The sequence below is a fragment of the Streptomyces boninensis genome (assembly GCF_048572725.1).
GTDB classification, from domain to species: Bacteria; Actinomycetota; Actinomycetes; order Streptomycetales; family Streptomycetaceae; genus Streptomyces; species Streptomyces boninensis.
This window is the reverse complement of the sequence record NZ_CP183837.1, coordinates 6401462-6424147: the sequence shown is the minus strand read 5'-3', so window position 1 is coordinate 6424147 and position 22686 is coordinate 6401462. Positions and strand designations below refer to the sequence as shown.

Annotated in this window: 18 protein-coding genes and 1 riboswitch; of the genes, 8 read left to right on the top strand and 10 right to left on the bottom strand. The window is 69.6% G+C overall.

Annotation, left to right across the window (positions count from 1 at the left end):
• Positions 1-74 precede the first annotated feature (74 nt).
• From ACNNMR_RS29485 to ACNNMR_RS29470, 4 genes are all read right to left on the bottom strand, one after another.
• A complete protein-coding gene (locus tag ACNNMR_RS29485; RefSeq protein ID WP_419997707.1) occupies positions 75-1559 on the bottom strand; it encodes a glycoside hydrolase family 3 protein in 1485 nt (494 codons plus the stop codon).
• A 9-nt stretch (positions 1560-1568) separates the two neighbouring features.
• Positions 1569-2399 (bottom strand): carbohydrate ABC transporter permease, encoded by an 831-nt coding sequence (locus ACNNMR_RS29480; RefSeq protein WP_419997706.1) that lies wholly within the window; start codon positions 2397-2399, stop codon positions 1569-1571.
• Positions 2396-3379, bottom strand: coding sequence for a carbohydrate ABC transporter permease (locus ACNNMR_RS29475; protein WP_419997705.1), 984 nt, complete (start codon positions 3377-3379; stop codon positions 2396-2398). Before ACNNMR_RS29475 ends, ACNNMR_RS29480 begins: the two co-directional genes overlap by 4 nt.
• An 821-nt stretch (positions 3380-4200) precedes the next feature.
• Positions 4201-5472: an extracellular solute-binding protein gene (locus ACNNMR_RS29470; RefSeq protein WP_419997704.1), complete on the bottom strand. Its 1272-nt coding sequence runs from the start codon at positions 5470-5472 to the stop codon at positions 4201-4203.
• Positions 5473-5733: 261 nt separating this feature from the next.
• Here ACNNMR_RS29470 and ACNNMR_RS29465 point away from each other — a divergent pair, with 261 nt between their 5' ends.
• The 8 genes from ACNNMR_RS29465 (at position 5734) to ACNNMR_RS29430 (ending at position 15320) form a co-directional block, all read left to right on the top strand.
• Entirely contained in the window at positions 5734-6525 is a 792-nt protein-coding gene (locus ACNNMR_RS29465; protein WP_419997703.1) for a GntR family transcriptional regulator, read from the top strand.
• A gap of 122 nt (positions 6526-6647) precedes the next feature.
• Positions 6648-8828 carry a carbon starvation CstA family protein gene (locus ACNNMR_RS29460; protein WP_420000524.1) on the top strand — a complete coding sequence of 727 codons (2181 nt, stop codon included), beginning with the start codon at positions 6648-6650 and terminating at the stop codon, positions 8826-8828.
• Positions 8825-9046, top strand: a complete 222-nt coding sequence (locus tag ACNNMR_RS29455) for a YbdD/YjiX family protein (RefSeq protein WP_419997702.1) — start codon at positions 8825-8827, stop codon at positions 9044-9046. The genes ACNNMR_RS29460 and ACNNMR_RS29455 overlap by 4 nt, the downstream gene beginning before the upstream one ends.
• 140 nt (positions 9047-9186) lie before the next feature.
• Complete coding sequence (locus ACNNMR_RS29450) at positions 9187-9450, top strand: DUF3311 domain-containing protein (protein WP_419997701.1); 264 nt, start codon at positions 9187-9189, stop codon at positions 9448-9450.
• Positions 9447-11081 (top strand): monocarboxylate uptake permease MctP, encoded by a 1635-nt coding sequence (mctP, locus tag ACNNMR_RS29445; RefSeq protein WP_419997700.1) that lies wholly within the window; start codon positions 9447-9449, stop codon positions 11079-11081. The genes ACNNMR_RS29450 and mctP overlap by 4 nt, the downstream gene beginning before the upstream one ends.
• 33 nt (positions 11082-11114) lie before the next feature.
• A complete protein-coding gene (locus tag ACNNMR_RS29440) occupies positions 11115-11621 on the top strand; it encodes an N-acetyltransferase family protein (RefSeq protein WP_419997699.1) in 507 nt (168 codons plus the stop codon).
• Positions 11622-11662: 41 nt separating this feature from the next.
• Positions 11663-11803, top strand: a riboswitch (cobalamin riboswitch).
• 128 nt (positions 11804-11931) lie between these two features.
• Complete coding sequence (locus ACNNMR_RS29435; RefSeq protein ID WP_419997698.1) at positions 11932-14301, top strand: ribonucleoside-diphosphate reductase subunit alpha; 2370 nt, start codon at positions 11932-11934, stop codon at positions 14299-14301.
• Entirely contained in the window at positions 14301-15320 is a 1020-nt protein-coding gene (locus ACNNMR_RS29430; RefSeq protein ID WP_419997697.1) for a ribonucleotide-diphosphate reductase subunit beta, read from the top strand. The genes ACNNMR_RS29435 and ACNNMR_RS29430 overlap by 1 nt, the downstream gene beginning before the upstream one ends.
• A gap of 18 nt (positions 15321-15338) precedes the next feature.
• On the opposite strand, the gene ACNNMR_RS29425 is transcribed toward ACNNMR_RS29430, so the two are convergent.
• The 6 genes from ACNNMR_RS29425 to ACNNMR_RS29400 form a co-directional block, all read right to left on the bottom strand.
• Positions 15339-16736: a recombinase family protein gene (locus ACNNMR_RS29425; protein WP_419997696.1), complete on the bottom strand. Its 1398-nt coding sequence runs from the start codon at positions 16734-16736 to the stop codon at positions 15339-15341.
• A 168-nt stretch (positions 16737-16904) separates the two neighbouring features.
• Complete coding sequence (locus tag ACNNMR_RS29420; protein ID WP_419997695.1) at positions 16905-17642, bottom strand: D-Ala-D-Ala carboxypeptidase family metallohydrolase; 738 nt, start codon at positions 17640-17642, stop codon at positions 16905-16907.
• A gap of 162 nt (positions 17643-17804) precedes the next feature.
• Positions 17805-18434, bottom strand: coding sequence for a peptide deformylase (gene def / locus ACNNMR_RS29415; protein ID WP_419997694.1), 630 nt, complete (start codon positions 18432-18434; stop codon positions 17805-17807).
• Positions 18435-18510: 76 nt separating this feature from the next.
• Entirely contained in the window at positions 18511-19515 is a 1005-nt protein-coding gene (locus ACNNMR_RS29410; protein WP_420000523.1) for a tetratricopeptide repeat protein, read from the bottom strand.
• Positions 19516-19621: 106 nt separating this feature from the next.
• Positions 19622-20992, bottom strand: coding sequence for an HD-GYP domain-containing protein (locus ACNNMR_RS29405; protein WP_419997693.1), 1371 nt, complete (start codon positions 20990-20992; stop codon positions 19622-19624).
• The gene (locus tag ACNNMR_RS29400; protein ID WP_419997692.1) at positions 20989-22587 is read right to left on the bottom strand and encodes an HD domain-containing phosphohydrolase; all 1599 of its coding nucleotides are present in this window, start codon (positions 22585-22587) and stop codon (positions 20989-20991) included. Before ACNNMR_RS29400 ends, ACNNMR_RS29405 begins: the two co-directional genes overlap by 4 nt.
• Positions 22588-22686 lie beyond the last annotated feature (99 nt).

Below are 22686 nucleotides of genomic sequence, written 5' to 3'. Positions count from 1 at the left end.
TCCGGGACGGCGGCTGACGCAACTCTCGGGGGCAGGCGTCCCGCAAGGCGGGACGCCTGCCCCCGAGAGGCCGGCTAGCGCGAACTCGCTCCTGTGATGACCTCCGCGGCAGCCCGCCCGCACACCCTCGACGCACCATGCGTGGCGATGTGCAGCGCACCCGACGGTGGCGCCTGCGGTACGCCCATCTCCACCACCACCGCGTCCGGACGGTCCGCGATCAGCGCCTTCAGGGCGGCGGCCATCCAGCCGTGGCGGTGTACGTCCTTGACCACCGCCACCACCGGCAGGTCACCCGCGTCAGCGGTCGCCTCCGCGAGGCCGGACTCGGGGCCGTACGAACCCGTCCGCGTCCCCGGCAGCAGGCGCTGCAGCTCCGCGCCGACGCCCCACGGCGTGGCCTCGCCGGCGGCCATGTTCGCGACCGGGGTGAAGGACGCGACGTAGACCGGCCCGCGCGGCGGCACATAGCCCTCGCCGCCGGTCACGCGCACAGCGCGCCGCGCCGCGGCAAGCCCGACCTCCTCGTCCGGCGCTACGGGCCCGGCCGCCGCCGACGTACGCGTCCACTCCGCCAGCGCCCGCACCCGCGCCGCCGCGTCCGCCAGCCGCTCCTCGCTCAACTCCCCGGCCCGTACGGCCGCGACCAGCGCGTCGCGCAGCCCGCACACCAGCTCATCGTCCGCGTTGTGCCCGATGCACAACGCATCCGCGCCGGCCGCAATCGCCAGCGCCGCGCCCCGCTGCATGCCGTGCGTGCCCGCAATCGCCTGCATCTCCATCGCGTCGGTGGAGACGACCCCGTCGAAGCCCAGCCCGCCATCCGCCACCGGCCGCCGCAGCAGCCCGCTCAGCACGGCCGGGCTGAGGGTGGCGGGCAGCTCCGGATCCAGCGCCGGGAGCAGGATATGGGCGCTCATCACCACCTTCGTGCCGGCGGCGATCGCGGCCTTGAACGGCACCAACTCCCGCTCGTGCAGCGCCTCCACCGACAGATCGATGCGCGGCATCGCGTGATGCGAGTCGGTGGCCGTGTCCCCGTGCCCGGGGAAGTGCTTCGCGCAGCCGACGACACCCGCCTCCAGCAGCCCGCGGATGTACGCCGCCGTGTGCCGCGCCACCAGCTCCGGCTCGGCGCCGAAGGAGCGGACCCCGATGACCGGGTTGTCCGGGTTGGAGTTGACGTCCGCGGACGGCGCCCAGTCCATGTTCACGCCGCAGGCGGCCAGCCGCCGGCCGAGCTCCCGCGCGACCCGCCGGGTCAGCTCGGGGTCGTCGACGGCGCCCAGCGCGAGGTTCCCGGGGAACGACGACCCCTGCCGCACCTCGAGCCGGGTGACATCGCCGCCCTCCTCGTCCATCGCGACGAGCACCTCGGGCCGCTCCGCCCGCAGCCGCTCCGTAAGCCGGGAGACCTGCTCGGGATCCTGTACATTCCGCCCGAAAAGCCCCACGCCGGTGAGCCCTTCGCCGAGCAGCCGCAGCACCCACTCCGGCGGTTCGGTACCGGCGAAGCTCGGCTGCAGGACGGCGAGGGCGTTGGAGGTGAGTGTCGACATTGCGGGGTGTTATCCCTTCACTGCGCCTGCGGTGAGTCCGGCAGCGACCTTACGCTGCAGGACGAGGAAGATGACGAGGACGGGCAGCGCGAACAGCGTGGACGCCGCCATCGTCGCCCCCCAGTCGTCGCCGAAGGCCGTCTGGAACGTCGTCAGCCACAGCGGCAGCGTCTGCGCCTCCGGCTCCTTGCTGAGGACGAGGACCAGCGGGTATTCGTTCCAGGCGGTGATGAAACCGAAGAGCGAGGTCGCCATCAGCCCGGGAGCCAGCAGCGGGAAGATCACGCGCCGGAAGGCCTGGATGCGCGTACACCCGTCGACCATCGCCGACTCCTCCAGCTCGCGCGGGACCGAGGCGACAAAGCCCCGGAGGGTGAGGACGGTGAACGGCAGCACCATCATCAGATAGAAGAGGGTCAGCGGGATCAGGCTGTTCAGCAGGTCCGCGTCGCGCACCAGCATGTAGATCGAGATGACCATGACTTCCCACGGCGCCATCTGCGCGAACATGAAGACCAGGATGAACCCGCGCCGCCCCTTGAACTTCAGCCGCGCGAGCGCGAAGGCAGCGAAGAGTGCGATGAGCAGCGACCCGGCTACGGCCAGCAGGGTGACGGTGAAGGAGTTCCGCACCAGCGTCCAGAAGTTCTCGGCGCCGACGGCGGTACGGAAGTGCTCCAGCGTCGCGTCCACCGGGAACCAGACCGGTGTGTCGCTGAGGATGTCCCCCGTCGGCTTGAAGGCGGTGGCGACCATCCAGAAGACGGGGAACACGAACAGCACACTCAGCACGACGGCGAGGGCATTCGGCCAGATCCGGCCGGCGGTGGAAGTCCTCACGACTGCTCCTCATCTTGCTTCAGGGCCAGGCGCATGTAGTACGAGGTGAGGCCGAGCAGCACCAGAATGGTGAGCAGGGAGATGGCGGCACCCATGCCGTAGTGCTGGTTGCCCACCCCCTCCACGAATGCGTAGACGGGCAGCGTCTCCGTCAGCCGCTCAGGACCGCCCTGGTTGATCGTGTAGACCTGGGTGAAGGACTTGAAGACCCAGATGACCTCGAGAAACGTCGTGGCGAGGATGAAGGGCTTGAGGGCCGGATAGGTCACGTACGACCAGAGCTTCCAGGTGCCCGCACCGTCGACCTTCGCGGCCTCGTAGTGCTCGCGCGGGATGGTGGTCGTGGCGGCGTAGAGATTGAACGCCACGAACGGGATCGACGCCCACACAATGAGGATCGTGATGACGAAGAAAGTGGTGAACTGACCGCCCAGCCAGTTGTAGTCGCCGAGCCCGAACACGTAGTTCACGACACCGAAGCGGCTGGCAAAAAGCCACTGGTACACGGTGGTCGCGGCGACCGGCGGCATCGCCCACGCGAGGATCAGCGCCACCGACAGCACCAGCCGCATCTTCCGCCCGAGCCGGGCAAGGAACAGCCCGACCAGCGTGCCACCAATCATGATCAAAATGACATTGACGCCCGTAAAGACGACGGAACGGCCGGTGACCCGCCAGAAGTCCTCGCTGCCGAGCACGTCTTTGTAGTTGTCGAAACCGATCCACTCCGTGAGGTGCTGGATCAGCTGCTTCATGTTCAGGTTCTGGAACGACAGCATGCCGTTCTTCACCAGCGGCCAGGCGAGCAGCCCGGCGGTGATGACCATGGCAGGCAGCAGGAGTATGTACGGGGTTACGCCCCGTCCGAGCCCGCCACCAGTCGCTCGCCCGCCGGCGGGGGACCCTCCGGGAGGCACAGAGCGGGCTCGGCCTCGCCGCCGTCCGCGGGCGCCGGGAGGCGCGGTTTCGTGGGTGAGCATGGGGCCTTCCTGCGGTGATTGCGTACGTGTGCGTCGCGTCCGTTTTGCCTGTTTTATTCGCCTGTGCTCGAGTGGAGCGGGTGAGCTGGTATCGGATGGTGACGGTCGCGTCGCCGGCTTGCTTTCGATGCGGTGCCGGTCTGGCTTTGCCGGCGACGGAGGGAGCTGAGGGCGGGGCTTCTTCGGTCTGCCGGGCGGCGGTTGGGGGCGCTCTTGCCTTGCAGGGGGCGCGCGGTCAGTTGTCGTGCGCTCTTTTTCTTATGGGTGTGTCGGGGGCGGCGGCCCGTGCCGTAGTGCGGTGCCGCTGGCCGGGACCCGGGGGAGGACGGGCCCCGGCCAGGGCAACGGGCGTCGAGGAACTGGGGCCCGCCCGTACCCCCGACGCCCCTCACGAGAGGACAGCGCCCGGGCAAGAGCTCCGGCCCAGGCCCGCGCCCGACACACCCCCGCGAAAAAGGGCGCTCGCCGACCAAGCGCACGCCCCACGCCAGGGGCCATGCGCCCCCACCCCAAGGCTTGTACGCCCCGCCCGAACCGCCACCCGGCAGTCCAAGCCGACCCCCCGCCCCCGCTCCTCCGCAGCCAGCCATCCAGCCGGCACCGCGCAGAAAGCACCCCGGCGACGCAGCCGCCACCATCCGATGCCAGGCCCCCCGTACCAACCACCGGACACCAGCGCCCACTCAGACCGCCGGCCCGACCACCGGCCGGACCAGCAGCCCAACCACCAACTTCCACCCGCAGGCCGCCAGGCCGTCCCAACCCCCCGCGAAGGCCCAACCCCCCGCAGGCAGCAACCCCGGACAAGCCCAGCGCCAGCGTCATTGCTTCTGGGACAGCCTCTTGTTCATCTCACCCTCGACCTGCTTGGCCGCCGCCGCATGCGACTTCCCCTGCAGCACCAGCGTCATGTAGGTCTTGATCGGGTTCGGGGGATTCTCCACCGCCGCCCACTCCGCGATGAGCGGCGTCGTGCCGCCGCCCGCCACCGCAGGCGCCGCCGCCTGGGCCGCCGGGTTGCCGTTCAGTTGCTTCTGGAGGGACTCCTTGTTGGGGATGATGCCGCCCTCCTTCGCCAGCTGGCCCTCGAACTTGTCGGACAGGGCGATCTTCAGGAACTCCTTCGCCAGCTCCTGCTTCTTGCTCCCCGCCGCGACCGCGAGGTTGGAGCCACCGAGGAACACCCCCTCGGGCTTGTCTGCCGTCTCCCCCGGGATCGTGAAGTAGCCGATCTCCTTCTCGATCTTCTTGTTGGCCTTGATGGCCGTGGCGGCTTCCCAGCCCATGCCGATGAAGGCGCCGGTCTTGCCCTTGGCGAAGACCTCGGCCTGCTGCGGGGTGGCCTCGTCCTTGTCCTTGGGGGCCTTGGTGTAGGAGGCGTACTTCTTGTAGATCTCCATGGCCTCGCCGACCTTGGGATCGGAGAGGTTGGAGACCCACTTGCCGCCGGACTTCTTCACCAGCTGCGCGTCCTTGGCGATCAGCAGGCCGTCGAAGAAGTACCAGTTCTGGCCGGGCATGTAGATCGGCTCGTACCCGGCCTTCTCGATCTTGGCGAGGCCCTTGAAGAACTCGTCGCGGGTCTTCGGCGGGGCCTTGATGCCGGCTTCCTTGAAGATCGCCTTGTTGTAGACGACGACGCGGTTGGCGAAGTACCAGGGCGCGGCGTACTGCTTGCCGTCCACCACGGCGGACTTGGCCGTGGACGGAGTCCAGTCCGTGCCGATCGCCTTCTTCACGTCGGCGAGCTCCGCGAGGCCGCCGGTCTTGGCGTACGCCGGGGTCTGGGTGTTGCCGATCTCGAAGACGTCCGGCGGGTTCTCCTCGGAGAGGGCGGTGGTCAGCTTCTGCTGGATGCCGTTCCACTGCTGCACCTTGTAGTCCAGCTTGGCGCCGGTCTTCTTCTCGAAGGCCGCCGTTACGTCCTTCAGCCACTTGTCGGGGGTGGAGCCGTCCATGGCCCAGAAGGTCAGGGTCTCGCCCTTGAAGCCGTCCGCGCCGCCCTTCGAGCCGCCGTCGTCGTCAGAGCCGCAGGCCGCGGCCGTCGCCATCAGAGCCGCGACGCCCACCGCCGCGATGATCTTGCGTTTCACGCCATCCTCCTCAACGGATGCCCCCCACTCGCGGAGCTCCGAAATCCGTGGGCTCCGGGCTCTGCCGGAACGGCAGAGTTGTGGTCTTTAATGGTTTAGACCAGCAGGATGAGTTGGTCTGGACCAAGGTTGTAACGGAGCTTGGCCTAGACCAATGAGGGTGTCAAGATGCGCGTGGAGACGTGACCGGACCGTCATCGGTCACCGCACCGCCGCCTGGCGGGCCGTGCCAGGATGTTGACCGCTAGCTACGGAGGAGCAATGAGGACGAACGCCGGCACGGCTGCGGCTGCCGCCACGGCAGCCGATGAATCGGGGCGCTCGGGCGGCGCCGCCCGTACCACCCGCGTCCCCAAGTACTACCGGCTCAAGCGGCACCTGCTGGAGATGACGGAGACGATGCCGCCGGGCACGCCGGTGCCGCCGGAGCGGACGCTCGCCGCGGAGTTCGACACCTCGCGTACGACCGTGCGGCAGGCGCTGCAGGAGCTGGTCGTCGAGGGCCGTCTCGAGCGGATCCAGGGCAAGGGCACCTTCGTGGCGAAGCCGAAGGTGTCGCAGGCGCTGCAACTCACCTCGTATACGGAAGACATGCGCGCCCAGGGGCTGGAGCCCACGTCCCAGCTGCTGGACATCGGTTACGTCACCGCCGACGACCGGCTCGCCGGGCTGCTGGACATCGCGGCCGGCGGGCGGGTGCTGCGGATCGAGCGGCTGCGGCTGGCGAGCGGCGAGCCGATGGCGATCGAGACGACGCATCTGTCGGCGAAGCGCTTCCCCGCGCTGCGGCGTTCGCTGGTGAAGTACTCGTCGCTCTACACCGCGCTCGCCGAGGTGTACGGCGTGCGACTCGCCGAGGCCGAGGAGACGATCGAGACCTCGCTGGCCACGCCGCGCGAGGCCGGGCTGCTCGGTACGGACACGGGGCTGCCGATGCTGATGCTGTCGCGGCACTCGCTGGACACCGAGGGAGAGCCGGTGGAGTGGGTGCGGTCGGTGTACCGCGGCGACCGGTACAAGTTCGTGGCGAGGCTGCAGCGACCAAACGGATGATCGAAATCAGCATGGCCTCCTGAGGCTTCTGCGCCGATCGTTATCCACAGGGTGATGACGCGAGGCCTTATCTGGGCTTAATTTCGGGCCGTCAAGCCAGACTTTGGGAGGACGGCCCGGTGCTGCGCACGTTGTCTCCGAGATCGATCGTCATCTGGACCCTGGTCGCGCTGATCGGCGCGATCGGCTGGTCCGTACTCGCGCTCGCCCGCGGCGAGGAGGTGTCCGCGGCCTGGATGGTGGCCGCGGCCCTGGGCTCGTACGCGATCGGCTATCGCTTCTACTCGAAATTCATCGCCTACAAGGTCCTCAAGGTCGACAACACCCGCGCCACCCCGGCCGAGCGGCTGGACAACGCGGTCGACTTCCACCCGACCGACCGCAGAGTGCTGCTCGGACACCACTTCGCGGCGATCTCGGGCGCGGGGCCGCTGGTCGGCCCGGTGCTGGCCGCGCAGATGGGCTATCTGCCGGGCACGATCTGGATCGTCGCCGGCGTGATCTTCGCCGGTGCCGTACAGGACATGGTGGTGCTCTTCTTCTCCACCCGGCGCAATGGCCGCTCGCTCGGCCAGATGGCGCGCGAGGAGATCGGGCCGGTGGGTGGCGCGGCCGCGCTGGTCGCGGTCTTCGCCATCATGATCATTCTGCTGGCGGTGCTGGCGCTGGTGATCGTCAACGCGCTGGCCGAGTCGCCGTGGGGCGTGTTCTCCATCGGGATGACGATCCCGATCGCGCTGTTCATGGGGTTCTATCTGCGGGTGATCCGGCCGGGCCGGGTCGCCGAGGTGTCCCTGATCGGCGTGGCGCTGCTGCTACTCGCGCTGATCGCGGGCCGCTGGGTGGCCGAGTCCTCCTGGGCGGATGCCTTCACGCTCAGCAAGGAGACGCTGGTCATCTGGATCGTGGTGTATTCGTTCATCGCCTCGATCCTGCCGGTGTGGATGCTGCTCGCACCCCGCGACTATCTGTCGACGTTCATGAAGCTCGGCACGATCGGGCTGCTGTTCATCGGCGTCGTGGTGGCGGCCCCGATGCTGAAGATGGACGGCGTGACGGACTTCGCGACTGAGGGCACGGGCCCGGTGTTCGCCGGTTCGCTCTTCCCGTTCGTCTTCATCACCATCGCCTGTGGTGCGCTCTCCGGCTTCCATGCGCTCATCTCCTCCGGCACCACGCCGAAGATGGTCGAGAAGGAGCCGCAGGTCCGGATGATCGGCTACGGGTCGATGCTGATGGAGTCGTCGGTGGCCGTCATGGCGATCATCGCGGCCTGCGTGCTGGACCCGGGGCTGTATTACGCGATGAACTCGGCGCCGACCGTGATCGGCGAGACCGCGCAGTCGGCGTCGGAGGCGATCCGCGGCTTCGGCCATACGATCACCCCGGACCAGCTCGCCCATTACGCGGACTTGGTCGAGGAGAAGTCGCTGCTGTCGCGGACGGGCGGCGCGCCGACCTTCGCGATGGGGGTCGCGTTCATCTTCTCCGAGGTGACCGGGGACAGCCTGATGTCCTTCTGGTACCACTTCGCGATCATGTTTGAGGCGCTGTTCATCCTCACGGCGCTCGACGCCGGCACCCGCGTGGGCCGGTTCATGCTGCAGGACACCCTGGGCAACCTCTACAAGCCGCTGAAGCGGGTCAGCTGGTGGCCGGGCCTGGTCGCCACCAGCGCGGTCGTCTGCGGCCTTTGGGGTTACTTCCTGTGGGTCGGCGTCCGCGACCCACTGGGCGGGATCAACCAGCTCTTCCCGCTGTTCGGCATCTCCAACCAGCTGCTCGGCGCGGTGGCGCTCACCGTCTGCACCACCCTGCTGATCAAGTCCGGGCGGCTGAAGTGGGCCTGGGTGACCGGCGTTCCGCTGGCCTGGGTCGCCGTCGTCACGCTCACCGCGAGCTGGCAGAAGGTCTTCTCCGACGACCCGCGGGTCGGCTTCTTCGCGCAGGGCGATGTCGCGCAGAAGGGCATCGACTCCGGCGAGCTGAAGGGCAAGGCCCTCGACGACGCACACACCGTCGTCACCAACACGACGGTGGACGGAGTGCTTTCCGCGCTGTTCGCGATCCTGGTCGTCATCGTGATCGCCGACGCGGCGCGGGTCTGCATCAAGTCGATCCGCAATCCGGAATCCGTGGTCTCGCACGAGGAGCCGTACACCAAGTCCGAGTACGTCGCCCCGGCGCAGCTCTTCCCCACCAAGGAGGAGAAGGCGGAGCTGGCGGCGGCGGGCCTCGGCTCGGGCGGCGGCCGGATTCCGGCACCGCGTGACGTCACCGCCGACGAGGGGAGCTCCACATGACGGCAGCGCTCGTGAATGGCGCCTCGGCCGGCCGCAGGGCCGCGTCCAGGCTGTGGTGGTACGTAACGGAGCTGACCGGTGAGAACGCCTACGACCGGTATGTCGAACACCTCCGCAAAAACCACCCGGAGGCGGAGGTGCCGAGCCGCCGGGCGTTCGAGAAGGAGCGCATGGACGCCCGCGACGCGGACCCGCGGGAGGGCAACTGCATCTGCTGACGCGCTGGAGGCGCTGGAGGCGCTCGTGAAGGGCGTCTAGTCCGCTATTCGGACAGCTGGTGACGGCATCCGGTCCCTTGTTTTAGATTCACTCGCCACCTAAACCGAGTGATCGAATTCAAGGTACGGAGCCGCCCCCCATGTCCGAAGCCAAGGCATCCCCGCCCGGCAGGCAACCGGTCATCACGCCGACGCGCGTGGTGGCCGGGCTCTGCCTCTTCGCGCCGTTCATCGGCATCCTCTGGGTGAGCTCGTACGCGAAGATCCAGCCGACGCTCGGCGGGGTGCCGTTTTTCTACTGGTACCAGATGCTGTGGGTGTTCATCTCCGCGGTGCTGACCTCGGTCGCCTTCCTGCTGATCCGCCGTGAGCAGCGGACCCGCAAGGGGGGTGCGGGCGCATGAACGACGGCGTGAACGGCGTCGCGCTCGCCGTCTTCATCTTCTTCTTCGTCCTGGTCACCGTCATGGGCTTCCTCGCCGCCCGGTGGCGCAAGGCGGCCAACGAGAACAGCCTCGACGAGTGGGGCCTGGGCGGCCGCTCGTTCGGCACCTGGATCACCTGGTTCCTGCTCGGCGGCGACCTGTACACCGCGTACACCTTCGTCGCCGTCCCGGCGGCGGTCTACGCGGCCGGCGCGGCCGGCTTCTTCGCGGTGCCGTACACGATCCTCGTCTACCCGCTGATCTTCACCTTCCTGCCCCGCCTGTGGTCGGTCAGCCACAAGCACGGCTACGTGACCACCTCCGACTTCGTCCGCGGCCGCTTCGGCTCCAAGTCGCTGTCGCTGGCCGTCGCGGTCACCGGCATCCTCGCCACGATGCCGTACATCGCGCTGCAGCTCGTCGGCATCCAGTCGGTGCTCGACGTGATGGGCGTCGGCGGCGGCGAGGACACCAACTGGTTCATCAAGGACCTGCCGCTGCTGCTCGCCTTCGGCGTGCTGGCCGCGTACACCTACTCGTCCGGGCTGCGCGCGCCCGCGCTGATCGCCTTCGTCAAGGACACGCTGATCTACATCGTCATCGCGGTGGCGATCATCTACATCCCGATCAAGCTCGGCGGCTTCGACGACATCTTCGCCAAGGCGGGCGACGCCCTCGGCGCCACCAACCCGGCCACCGGCAAGCCCCGCGGCGAGGTCGCGCCCAGCGAGCCGGGCCACTGGACGTACGCCACCCTCGCCCTCGGCTCGGCCCTCGCCCTCTTCATGTACCCGCACTCGATCACCGCGACGCTCTCCTCGCGCAGCCGCGAGGTGATCCGCCGCAACACCACCATCCTGCCGCTGTATTCGCTGATGCTCGGCCTGCTGGCGCTGCTCGGCTTCATGGCCATCGCGGCCGGCATCAAGGTGGAGAACGGCCAGCTGGCGATCCCGCAGCTGTTCGAGAACATGTTCCCCGACTGGTTCGCCGGCGTGGCCTTCGCGGCCATCGGCATCGGCGCGCTGGTCCCCGCGGCGATCATGTCGATCGCCGCCGCGAACCTCTTCACCCGTAACATCTACAAGGATTTCATCCGCCCCAACGCCACCCCCGAGCAGGAGACCAAGGTCTCCAAGCTGGTCTCGCTGCTGGTCAAGGTCGGCGCCCTGGTCTTCGTCCTCGGCATGGACAAGACCGCGGCGATCAACATGCAGCTGCTCGGCGGCATCTGGATCCTGCAGACCTTCCCGGCGCTGGTGGGCGGCCTGTTCACGCGCTGGTTCCACCGCTGGGCGCTGCTCGCCGGGTGGGCGGTCGGCATGGCGTACGGGACGATCGCGGCGTACGGGGTCGCCTCGCCGACGCAGAAGCACTTCGGCGGCTCGTCGGACGAGATCCCCGGCATCGGCGAGATCGGCTACATCGGCCTGACGGCGTTCGTGCTGAACGTGGTGGTCACGGTGGTCGGCACGGTCATCCTGCGGGCGGCGAAGGCCCCGGCGGGCATCGACGAGACCTCGCCGGAGGACTACACGGCGGATGCCCCGGCGGCTGCCCCGGCCCGGCCCGCACCGGAGGCGGAGAAGGCCGCGTCGGGCGCGCACTGACGCGCACTGATGACCATCAGGGAGACTCGGCTCATGGACATCACCATCGCTCCCGCCACTCCTGCCGACTACGACCAGGTCGGCGACTTGGTCGCAGGCGTCTTTCTCGACGACGGCCTGCTCACCTTCGGCGAGAACGACAGCTACCTCGGCGTGCTCCGCGACTCCGCCAGCCGCGCCGCGAAGGCCGAGTTGCTCGTCGCGCGGGCGCAGGAGTCCGGCGAGATCCTCGGCTCGGTCACGTACGCGGCACCCGGCACCGCATACTCCGACCTCCGGGTCGCGGGCAGCGCCGAGTTCCGCATGCTGGTCGTGGCGCCGGCCGGGCGCGGCCGCGGCATCGGTGAGGCCCTGGTCCGGGCCTGCATCGAGCGCGCCCGCGAGCAGGGCGCGCGGAGCCTGGTGCTCTCCACCCAGGCACGCATGAAGTCGGCCCACCGGCTGTACGAACGGCTGGGGTTCGTCCGCACCCCGGAGCGCGACTGGAGCCCCGTCGCCGAGAGCGACCTCACACTGCTGACCTACGAGCTCGCCCTCTAGCTGACACTCCGACACAACATGTGGGGGGTGCGTGCGTTGGCGTACCCAAGATGTATGCTCGTGCTCGCTGCCGCAGCAGGGGAATCCGGTGCGAATCCGGAACTGTCCCGCAACGGTATGCGATGCCCGCGCATGCGCGGAAATCGCGAGTCCGAGCACCTGCCGGCAGCTGTCACCTGACGTCCGGGCCTCGTGGAATGGGCCGGCGGACGCCTATGTGGCGTGCCAAGCGCGACTTCGGCATGCCCGTAGGCCGCCCGTCGCGCCCCACCCCTCGCGGCCCACTGCCGAGCGAGGGAGAGCACCACCCGTGACCATCGCACCCTCCGCCCCCGCGGAACCTGCTTCAGCGGCGCCGGCCGAGGCCGACCGCGCCGGCGAGGCCCTGCTGCGCACCCTGACCGACCTCACCGCCGACCTCCCCGCCACCGACCCCGGCCGGGTCGCCGCGGCGGCGCTGCGCGGCCGCCATCCGGGTTCCGACGCGGCGGAGTTGCGCGACCTCGCCACCGAGGCCGCCGCCGGGCTCATCGGCGACGAGCCGGAGTACTCCCGCCTCGCCGCCCGCCTCCTCACCCGCGCCATCGCCGACGAGGCCGCGAGCCAGGGCGTGCAGACCTTCTCCGCCTCCATCGCCCTCGGCCACCGCGAGGGCCTGATCGCCGACTCCACCGCGGATTTCGTACGGACCCACGCCGCCCGCCTCGACTCCCTCATCGACGAGGCGCGCAACGACCGCTTCGGCTACTTCGGCCTGCGCACCGTCCACTCCCGCTACCTCCTCCGGCACCCGACCACGCGTCAGATCACCGAAACGGCCCAGCACTTCTTCCTCCGCGTCGCCTGCGGCCTCGCCGAGGACACCTCACCCCGCGCCCTCACCGAGGTCGAGGCCCTCTACGGCCTGATGAGCCGCCTCGACTACCTCCCCTCCTCCCCCACCCTCTTCAACTCCGGCACCCGCCACCCCCAGATGTCGTCCTGCTACCTGCTGGACTCCCCGCTCGACGAGCTCGACTCGATCTACGAGCGCTACCACCAGGTCGCGAAGCTGTCGAAGCACGCCGGCGGCATCGGCCTCCCGTTCAGCCGCATCCGCTCCCGCGGCGCCCTGATCCGCGGCACCAACGGCCACTCCAACGGCATCGTCCCGTTCCTGCGCACGCTGGACAGTTCGGTCGCCGCGGTGAACCAGGGCGGCCGCCGCAAGGGCGCCGCCAGCGTCTACCTGGAGCCCTGGCACGCCGACATCGAGGAGTTCCTGGAGCTCCGCGACAACACCGGCGAGGACGCCCGCCGCACCCACAACCTCAACCTCGCCCACTGGATCCCGGACGAGTTCATGCGCCGGGTGGCGGCCGACGAGGTCTGGTCGCTCTTCTCCCCGAGCGAGGTGCCGGAGCTGGTCGACCTGTACGGCGAGGAGTTCGACGCCGCGTACCGCAAGGCGGAAAAAGAGGGCCGCTACGACCGACAGCTCCCGGCCCGCCAGCTCTACGGCCGCATGATGCGCACCCTCGCCCAGACCGGCAACGGCTGGATGACCTTCAAGGACGCCGCCAACCGCGTCTCCAACCAGACCGCGGAGCCGGGCGCCGTCATCCACTCCTCGAACCTCTGCACCGAGATCCTCGAGGTCAGCGACGACGGCGAGACGGCGGTCTGCAACCTGGGGTCCGTAAACCTGGCGGCGCATCTGGACGCCGACGCGGGCGAGATGGACTGGGCGGCACTGGACTCCACGGTCCGTACGGCCGTCACCTTCCTCGACCGCGTGGTCGACATCAACTTCTACCCCACGGACCAGGCCGCCGCCTCCAACGAGCGCTGGCGCCCGGTCGGCCTCGGCATCATGGGCCTGCAGGACGTCTTCTTCAAGCTCGGCCTGCCCTTCGACTCACCATCCGCGAAGGCCCTCTCCACCCGCATCGCCGAGCGCATCATGCTCGCCGCCTACGAGGCCAGCTGCGACCTCGCCGAACGCCACGGCCCGCACCCGGCCTACGACCGCACCCGCGCCGCCCGCGGCGTCCTGCACCCGGACCACTACCCGGACGCGGCAGTCACCTGGCCGGACCGCTGGGACGCGCTGCGGGGGCGCGTCGCGGACACGGGCCTGCGCAACTCCCTCCTCCTCGCGATCGCCCCCACGGCGACGATCGCGTCGATCGCCGGCGTCTACGAGTGCATCGAGCCGCAGGTCTCGAACCTCTTCAAACGCGAGACTCTCAGCGGCGAATTCCTGCAGGTCAACGCCTACTTGGTGGCCGAGCTCAAGCGCCTCGGCCGCTGGGACGCGGCGACGCGGGAGGCGCTGCGGGAGGCGAACGGCTCGGTCCAGGACCTCGGCGGCCTGCCGGAGTCCCTAAAAGCCCTCTACCGCACCGCGTGGGAGCTGCCGCAGCGCGCGCTGATCGACCTGGCGGCTGCCCGTACGCCCTACCTGGATCAGGCGCAGTCGCTGAACCTCTTCATGGCGGCGCCGACGATCAACAAGCTCAGCAGCATGTACGCGTACGCCTGGCAGTCGGGCCTGAAGACGACGTACTACCTGCGCTCCCGCCCGGCGACCCGCATCGCGCAGTCGGCGCGCGCCACCACCGTCCCCCAGCAGGCCGAGTCCGACGAAGCCCTCGCCTGCTCCCTGGAAAACCCCGAGTCCTGCGAGGCCTGCCAGTAATGACCACCGCTGTCCAGACAAAGAACCTGCTCGACCCCGGCTTCGAGCTCACCCTCCGCCCGATGCGCTACCCGGAGTTCTACGAGCGCTACCGCGACGCGATCAAGAACACCTGGACGGTCGAGGAGGTCGACCTCCACTCCGACGTCACCGACCTCGCCAAGCTGAGCCCCGGCGAGCAGCACCTGATCGGCCGCCTGGTCGCCTTCTTCGCGACCGGCGACTCGATCGTGGCGAACAACCTGGTCCTGACCCTGTACAAGCACATCAACTCCCCCGAGGCGCGGCTGTATCTGAGTCGCCAGCTCTTCGAGGAGGCCGTCCACGTCCAGTTCTATCTGACGCTCCTGGACACGTACCTCCCCGACCCGGACGAGCGCACCGCGGCCTTCGCGGCCGTGGAGAACATCCCGTCGATCCGCGAGAAGGCCCAGTTCTGCTTCAAGTGGATGGACTCGGTCGAGTCCATCGACCAGCTGGAGTCGAAGGAGGACCGCCGCCGCTTCCTCCTCAATCTCATCTGCTTCGCGGCCTGCATCGAGGGCCTGTTCTTCTACGGAGCCTTCGCGTACGTGTACTGGTTCCGCAGCCGCGGCCTGCTGCACGGGTTGGCGACGGGAACGAACTGGGTTTTCCGTGACGAGAGCTGCCACATGAGCTTCGCCTTTGAGGTGGTGGACACCGTTCGCAGGGAGGAGCCCGAGCTCTTCGACGACGAATTGTCGGAGCAGATTACGGCGATGATCCGGGAAGCGGTGGAGGCCGAACTGCAATTCAGCCGTGATCTATGCGGTGACGGACTGCCGGGCATGAACACTGACTCCATGCGCCAGTACCTTGAGTGCGTAGCGGATGACCGACTGCGACGACTTGGCATCGCTCCCGTCTACGGTTCCGAGAACCCCTTCGCCTTCATGGAACTGCAGAACGTCCAGGAGCTGACGAACTTCTTCGAGCGCCGGGTGTCGGCATACCAGGTCGCCGTCGAAGGCTCGGTGTCCTTCGACGACGACTTCTAGCCGATGGATGCCCCTGACTCAAGCCTCATGGTCAGGGGCATCCTGTCCCCCAGTCAGCACTACTTCGAGAAGCTCGACGTCGAACGGTGCACTCTTGGACCTCCCGGCCGGGATTGGATGGATCACCACATGCCGAACCACACGCGCAATGGCAGATCGCTTGCCCTGCATGCCAGCTGATTGCCACTCATCCATCCCGATCCCCAGCTGTGCACGGACAATTTCCGCGACGTAGGTGTCTACCAGATCGGTCCTGCGGCCAACCTTGCGGCATCCAGATGCCGAGCAGCGGTAGGCCGGGTATCTGTTGGTTCCGTGGGCCGGATGGCCTCCCAGCTTCGCCCCGCACATCGACCCGCCTTCGGGCACATGGCCACACCTCAAGAACCCGGAGAGAAGGTACTTACGCTTGGCTTCCCTCACCTCATTTCGCTGCTGCCGCCCCGGCCCTGGTCCGTTCCCCCGCGATCGGGCCCGGTAGCCGTCCGTGTAAGAGACGCGCTTTCCGTCCAGCGAGTACCACCGGTCACAGCGGCCGATCAGCGCCCGCCACTCTGCTGGGGATGCGACCGTCTGCCAGTCACCCACCACGGCCAACCCGGTCTCCCGATCGCGCACGAGAGCACCGTCCAGGATGCGGTAGCCGCAAATCGCTGGATTAGTCACCATGGCCTGCACCGTAGGAATGGTCCACATTCCGCCCCGCACCGTAGGGACCCTCTCAGCTGTCAGCCAGTCCGTGACTTCCATCCACTTCTCGCCGACGAGCGCACGCTCGATGGCAGTGCGCAGATATGCAGACTCACAGGGGTCCAGGAGAGTATTGGTCAGTCGTCCTGAAACGATGTCCGGTCCAAGCCACCCAAATCGCCTCTGCCCGCCTGACCCTCTCCCCTCCAACGCTTGGTCCCGGATCGAACGCTGCCGCCTGCGCCCGATGCGAATTGATTCCGCCTCCCCCGGAACCATGTCACCCTGGGCTTCCATCCGCGCCAGCTCCATCTGGACATCCACGATTTCCCCGGTGTCCGCGAAGGACAAGCAGCCATCGCGCTGAGCAGCAAGGGCGCGGAGAAGTGCCACGTAGTCGGATCCGCTGCGCACCAGCCTCTCTTCCTCGACGGCGAGGACGCCGCGAACAGGAAGATGCGCCTCCGTAATGCTGCGAGCCTCGACATCCACCAGCATTCGCCGGAATGCCGGCCGCTCCGCATCCCGATCTGCCGCCGATACCCCGTCGTCGGTGTACTGACAAACCACCGCCCACCCAAGACGGACTGCGGCCACCTGGTTGTTGAGGTGCTGGCGCCTCACAGCTGCCGGATCTGCACGACTGATGCGCGCGTACGAAGCAACGGGCACCCGACCGGCGAGCCACTGCTCGAAGGCACATCCGCCAGCGATCGATGCCGCCAACGCTGCATCAACTGCCCAATGAGACCGGCCCACTTACGTTGCCTCCGTGCGCTCGCTGGTCGTTACACACCCAGTTGAACGACGTCCACCGATGGAGGTAACGCCCATATGCGCAAGCGAACGTGGGCAGACCCGCAGGCCCACCCACGTTGTATCCCTTCCGCCTAACTAGCCCACGCCGCACTGGGACGCGGACCAGTACCTGCTCGACCGCGTGTCCACGTGGGTGTGGTCGCTGTGCCCGGGATAACCCGGGCCGAGGATCCCGGCGAAGCCGTGCGTGCGGGCCTGTTGGGCCAGCTTGCACAGCGATGGGCTGCCGACCAGGTCGGCGGCGTCTCCGTACAGATGACGGCTGTTGGAGGCGCCGCCGACGGCGGCATTGCAGGACTTGGAGCGGAAGCCGCTGGACACCTGGATCGGCACATCGCCGAGCTTGTGCCGCATCGCCTCCAGCTTCCACATCGTGCGGAGCGCGTTGGACTTGGCCGTCGCCGCGCTCACCGCGCCGCCGGAGAAGTCGGAGTTGCACTTGTTCAGCTCGGCGTACGTGAAGTGCGCCGGCGTGCAGTCGGCGTCCTGCAGCGAGTAGATCTTGCTGTACGTAGCGGAGTCCGCGGTGCCGGACGCCGACAGTCCGTACGCGGACTGGAAGCGCTTGACCGCGCCGGCCGTCGCCGGGCCGAAGTCGCCGTCGATGGCGAGGACTTCACCGGACGCGACCCAGCCGGCGATGCGGATCTGCAGCTGGGTGACGTCGCCGCCGTTGGCACCCTGGGAGAGGTTACGGTTCCAGGTGTAGCACTCGTCCGCGTGCGCGGTGCCCGCGGTGGCGATGGTGCCGCCGATCGCCGCGGCCGCGGTCACGACGAGGGCGAGTATGAGTCTGAGCGCGCGTCTGCGCATGGGGCCTCCGTGGCGTGGGGGGCATGGCGCCCCTGAGCCTGGCGCGTACGACACGAAGGGTCAACGGACAGCAAAAACGCCAGTGGTGAGGACCACTGGCGCAACCGAAACGCAAGGACGGTCCCCCGCCCGTCGCACGGAGCAACGGGCGGGTGGGCGGGATCAATCGTTCGGCACGACCTCGTACCGCGGCGTCCGCTCCGCCATCTGCTTCAGCGCGTCCTTGCGGTCCCGCTTCGACAGCCGGTCGATGTACAGCCGCCCGTACAGGTGGTCCGTCTCGTGCTGCAGGCAGCGGGCGAAGTACCCCGTCCCCCGCACCTTGATCGGCTTGCCCTCGACGTCGACGCCGGTCACCTCGGCGTAGTCCGGGCGGGCCAGCTCCATGGTCGCGCCCGGGACGGACAGGCAGCCCTCGCCGCCCTCCGCCAGCACCCGGCCGGCGGCCGGCAGCTCCACCAGCACCGGATTGCAGACCGTGCCCACATGCCGGACGCCGTCGTCGTCATGGCAGTCGTAGACGAAGACCTTCAGGTCCACGCCGATCTGGTTCGCCGCCAGACCCACGCCCTCCGCGGCGCGCTGCGACGCGAACATGTCGTCGACCAGCTGCGCCAGCTCGGGCCCGAAGTCGGTGACGTCCTTGCACTCGCGGTGCAGCACCGGATTGCCCACGACCGTGACCGGCCGGACGGTCCCCCGCTCGCGGTGCGCGGTCTCGCGCTCCTCGCAGTCCTCCGTGTCGACGACGAACCCGTCGTTCACCTGCTCCTCGGCCTGCTGCTGGGTCATCGCCGTCGTACGCCTTCCGGGTCAGTCTTCAGAGAATCACCACAAGGGTACGTGGCCGCACTGCCCCCTGGTGCAGCTATCCGACCTCTTCGAGATCCCGCCAGTCCCGCGTATCCGGGCTGTCCGCAGCCCAGCTGTCCAGCAGCCCGCGCACCAGACCGGCGGGCGCGGCTATGCCGCACTCCCGCTCGGGCACCCACAGGCTGCCCTCCATGCGGTGGACCAGCGGTCCCGGGTGGCCGGGCTCGCTGTGGTCGTGCGGGTCCAGCAGGCCGCCGCCGCCCTCGGCGGACGGCATCCGCGACTCCGAGCAGGTACGGCACAGCAGCCGCACCGACGACGACCAGTCCTCTGCCGCATAGCCGGCGTCCGCAGCCAGCTCCTCCAGGGCGTCCCTGTCGGCCTCCGTGGCGGCCTCCAGCAGCACCACCCACGTGGGCACCGGGGACGGCGCCCAGAGCTCTATCTCGTCGAATACGGGATAGGAGTCACCGGCCGTGGTCGTCCGCTCACCGTGCGGCACGCCGTCGTGGAGTACGACCTCGCCCCAGCGCCGCCCGGAGGACGGCAGCGGGATCGACAGCACCTCGACCCGGGCGGGGTCCAGGCGGCGGCCCCAGACGACCTCGGCCTCGCCCTCGGGCGACAGCCGCACGGCCGCGCTGCCGAGCTCCATGCCGACGGGCTCGATGGTGTTCAGATGGGCGCTGTCGCGGCCCATGGCGCCAATGCCGGGGACCTTCAGGCCGTACGCCTGCCAGGCCCGCCTGGCCAGCGGCCAGTCCTGCAGGGCGGTGGCGGCGATGCCGACGTTCCACCAGTCGGGGGCGCCGGCCTCGCGGTCGAGGAGGGCGACGGCCCGCAGGCCCGCGGCCCGCGCCTGCTCCCAGTCGTGCCGGAACTTGTGCAGCAGGGCCAGGTTGAACCACGACTCACTCAGCCACGGCTCCAGGTCCGCGGCGCGCGTCAGCAGGGCGCCGGCGTCCTCGTAACGCCCGTCGCCGATCATTGTGAAGGCACGGTCGGTCGCCTGCCGCCACGAGGCGGAGGGCCGGTGCCGCACTCTGCCGAAGATCTTCAACCTGTCCCGCCTGCCGTCTGCGCGCCCTGGGCGGCCGCGCATGCTTCCAGCATGTCTCCTATCGCCTATGCCCGCATCCAACCATGTCCTCCCGTACGGGCGCTTCTTACCGATCGGTTACCCGCGATGCATGCGCACCGTGCGCGAGCACGCGGTACAGCGCCGCGACCACCCGGGGGTCGTAATCGGCGGCCGTGGACAACCGGAGGCGCTCCAGGGCCTTGAGGGGGCCTTCGAAGCGCCCCCGAAAGCTGCAGTCGGCCGCCCCGGGCGACCGGTCCGCGGCTCTGGCCAGGTCGTCATAGGCGTTCGCGGCACGCACAATACGCGCCGCCACCGGCTGCTCGCGCCAGGGCTCCGCCTGCCGCTCCACGATGACCGCGACGGCGCTGTCCACGCCTGTCTGGCGCACCACCGCCCCGCCGAGCAGGGCGATGCGGCGCTGGTCCACGGCGGCGAGCGGCTCGGTGGCCCCGGCGGGCACCGGGTCGAGGAGGGAGAGCTGGCCGATGTCGTGCATAAGAGCAGCCTGCTCCAATACGTCCAGGTCACGCTCGGCGAGACCCATCTCACGCCCGACCGATCGGCTGAGCGAGGCGACCCGGCGGGCGTGGCCCGGCGGGGTGTAGCCGGCGATCTCGGTGGCGCGCGCCAGGGAGGCGATGGTCTGCCGGTACGTGGTGCGCACCGCCGCGAAGCGGCGCATGGACAGCTGGGTGAGCAGCAGCGGCAGGCAGAAGACGGGCAGCGCCCACAGCCCGGCGACGGCGGCGGCCATGGCCGTGACGGCGGCGGTGGCGCACCTGGCGATGGGGACGCCGGGCAGCGCGCGCACCTCGTCGCGCAGCAGCGGGGCGTACGGCCAGCCGGTGCGGGCCCGGGACAGTGCGGCGGCGAGGGAGGCGTCGCAGAGGTAGGTGAGGCCGAGGACGGTGACGAGGTAGAGGACGTACAGCGGGCCGCGCCCGGTGATGGAGCCGAGGAGGCCGCTGTTGAAGAGCGGCTGGAAGCAGGTGGCCGCGAAGGCGACGGTCAGGATGCGGCGGAGCAGGTGGTCCACGGCGAAGGCGTGACCGCGGGCGACGTGCGGGACGGTTCCGAGGAGGGTGGCGGCGAAGACGACGGCGATGACCTGCAGGGCGCCGTGCGTGGTGGCTTTACCCGCGCACTCCCCCAGAAGTGCGTACGCGAGCGATCCGGCGCTGGCGATCGGGGCGATCACGTGCCCGGCCGGGATGGGCTCGGGGTGCGCCGTCGCTTTCGGCCGTACGGCGACAAGCTCCCCGAACACGATGAGCGCGCCGAACGCGAGCGCCGCGTGCGGCTGATCGAGCCCGTGCGCCAGGGTCCACAGCAGCGCGGCCCCGGTGATAAGCGCGGCCGCCAGGCCCCAGAAGAGGACCGTGCGCGGGAGGCGCGCGCCAATGAGCCGGGGCGCTATGACGGAGGCGGGGGAGGTCGCGGACATGGTGGTCATGAGTGGTCCCGGGCGGGCTGGGGCGTGGCGGGGGTCTGCGGGTCCCCGGGCGCCGGGGCCGAGGCGGGTGGTGCCTGGTCGGGTGGGTGCGCGGGGTTCGGTACGGCGCCGCTAGGTACCGCACTGCTGGGCGCCGCACCGCTGGACACCGCGCCGCTGGGCACTGGACCGCTCGGCACGACACCGCTGGGCACCGCACCACTCGGCGTCGCACCGCCCGGCACGGCGCCGCTTGGCACCCCACCGCCCGGCACCGCCCCACTCGCCCCTCCGGCCGCCGCCCCCGCCACCGGGACCCCGCCCACCTCGTCCGAGGTGACCGACACATGCCACCCCTGCCGCTCGATCGCGCGCACCAGCGCCGCCACCATCCGCGGGTCGAACTGCGCGCCCGCGCAGCGCCGCAGCTCCGCCAGCGCCGCGGGCACCTCGCGGGCGCGCCGGTAGCTGCGCGTGGACGTCATCGCGTCGAAGGCGTCCGCGACCGCGACCACCCGCGCGTACTCCGGGATCTCCTCGCCCTTCAGCCCGTACGGATAGCCGCCGCCGTCGAGCCGCTCGTGGTGGTGCAGGATCGCGGCCCGCGCCTCCTGCAGGAAGCCGATGCCGCGGACGATCTCGTGGCCGTACTCGGGGTGCAGCTGGATGACCCGCCGCTCGTCCTCCGTCAGCGGCCCGTCCTTGCGCAGCACCCGCGTGGGCACGCCCAGTTTGCCGACGTCGTGCAGGATGCCGGCGAAGCGCAGCACCTCCTGCCGCTCGTCGGGCATCCCGAGCTCCCGGCCGATCAGCGCCGAGGCGCGGCCGACGCGCTCGCTGTGGCCGCGGGTGTAGCGGTCCTTGATGTCGACGGCCTGCACCAGGGCGCGGATGGTGGCCTGGTGGGCGGCGCGCTCGCGGTGGTACTGGGCGAAGACCCAGCAGGAGATGAACATCGGCAGCAGCACGAGAAGCGCGGACACCGGTCCGTACGGGCTGCGCCACAGCACGGCCATCATCAGCCCGGCGAGCCCGTGCACCATGTGCGGTACCAAGGCATAGACGAGTCCGGGCCCCGCCGAGGTGAGCGGCCGCCGCTCGGCGACGCCGAGCACCGCGGCGTCGAGCAGGGTGAGGACCGTACAGAAGGCGGCCGCGGCGGCGAGCGCGGGCAGCAGCAGGTGGGGGAAGCGGGGTTCGGTCAGCGGGTGCTGCCCCATTGCCTCCCAGGTGCGGGCGGCGGCACAGGTGGCGAGCGCCAGCTGCGCGGCATGCCAGACGCGGCGCAGCCAGCGGGGGTCCGCGCCCTCGTGGAGCCGCCCGAGCAGCGCCCCCGGCACGGCGACGAGCGCCGCGGCCGCGGGCGGCAGCAGGAAGGCGGCGGCGAGCAGCACGGGGAAGAAGGAGCCGAGCCCGGCGCCGTCCCGGCGGCCGCCGCGGCCGGTGACGACCAGGCCCCAGGTCAGCTCGCAGGCCGCGTAAAGGAGGGCAAGGAGCCCGAGCTCCGGCCACGGTACCCCGGGTCCGGCGGCGCCGAGCGCGGGCAGCACGCAGGCCGCCGCGCCGGCGAGTGCGCACACAACGACGGCGAGTACGGCAGGGGTTGGCCTGCGCATTGCCCCGGCTCCTCCCCGTCCGCTTATGGCAATTGCCACCGGATGGGGAGAATAGAGCCGCCGGATCCGCCGTATGGGCGCAACCTCGGGATTGGGTGG

Coding starts and splice junctions, on each gene's coding strand:
- ACNNMR_RS29485 (WP_419997707.1), bottom strand. CDS start 1,559: ATGTCGACACTCACCTCCAACGCCCTCGCCGTCCTGCAGCCGAGCTTC.
- ACNNMR_RS29475 (WP_419997705.1), bottom strand. CDS start 3,379: ATGCTCACCCACGAAACCGCGCCTCCCGGCGCCCGCGGACGGCGGCGA.
- ACNNMR_RS29465 (WP_419997703.1), top strand. CDS start 5,734: ATGAGGACGAACGCCGGCACGGCTGCGGCTGCCGCCACGGCAGCCGAT.
- ACNNMR_RS29455 (WP_419997702.1), top strand. CDS start 8,825: ATGACGGCAGCGCTCGTGAATGGCGCCTCGGCCGGCCGCAGGGCCGCG.
- ACNNMR_RS29450 (WP_419997701.1), top strand. CDS start 9,187: ATGTCCGAAGCCAAGGCATCCCCGCCCGGCAGGCAACCGGTCATCACG.
- mctP (WP_419997700.1), top strand. CDS start 9,447: ATGAACGACGGCGTGAACGGCGTCGCGCTCGCCGTCTTCATCTTCTTC.
- ACNNMR_RS29440 (WP_419997699.1), top strand. CDS start 11,115: ATGGACATCACCATCGCTCCCGCCACTCCTGCCGACTACGACCAGGTC.
- ACNNMR_RS29430 (WP_419997697.1), top strand. CDS start 14,301: ATGACCACCGCTGTCCAGACAAAGAACCTGCTCGACCCCGGCTTCGAG.
- ACNNMR_RS29420 (WP_419997695.1), bottom strand. CDS start 17,642: ATGCGCAGACGCGCGCTCAGACTCATACTCGCCCTCGTCGTGACCGCG.
- def (WP_419997694.1), bottom strand. CDS start 18,434: ATGACCCAGCAGCAGGCCGAGGAGCAGGTGAACGACGGGTTCGTCGTC.
- ACNNMR_RS29405 (WP_419997693.1), bottom strand. CDS start 20,992: ATGACCACCATGTCCGCGACCTCCCCCGCCTCCGTCATAGCGCCCCGG.
- ACNNMR_RS29400 (WP_419997692.1), bottom strand. CDS start 22,587: ATGCGCAGGCCAACCCCTGCCGTACTCGCCGTCGTTGTGTGCGCACTC.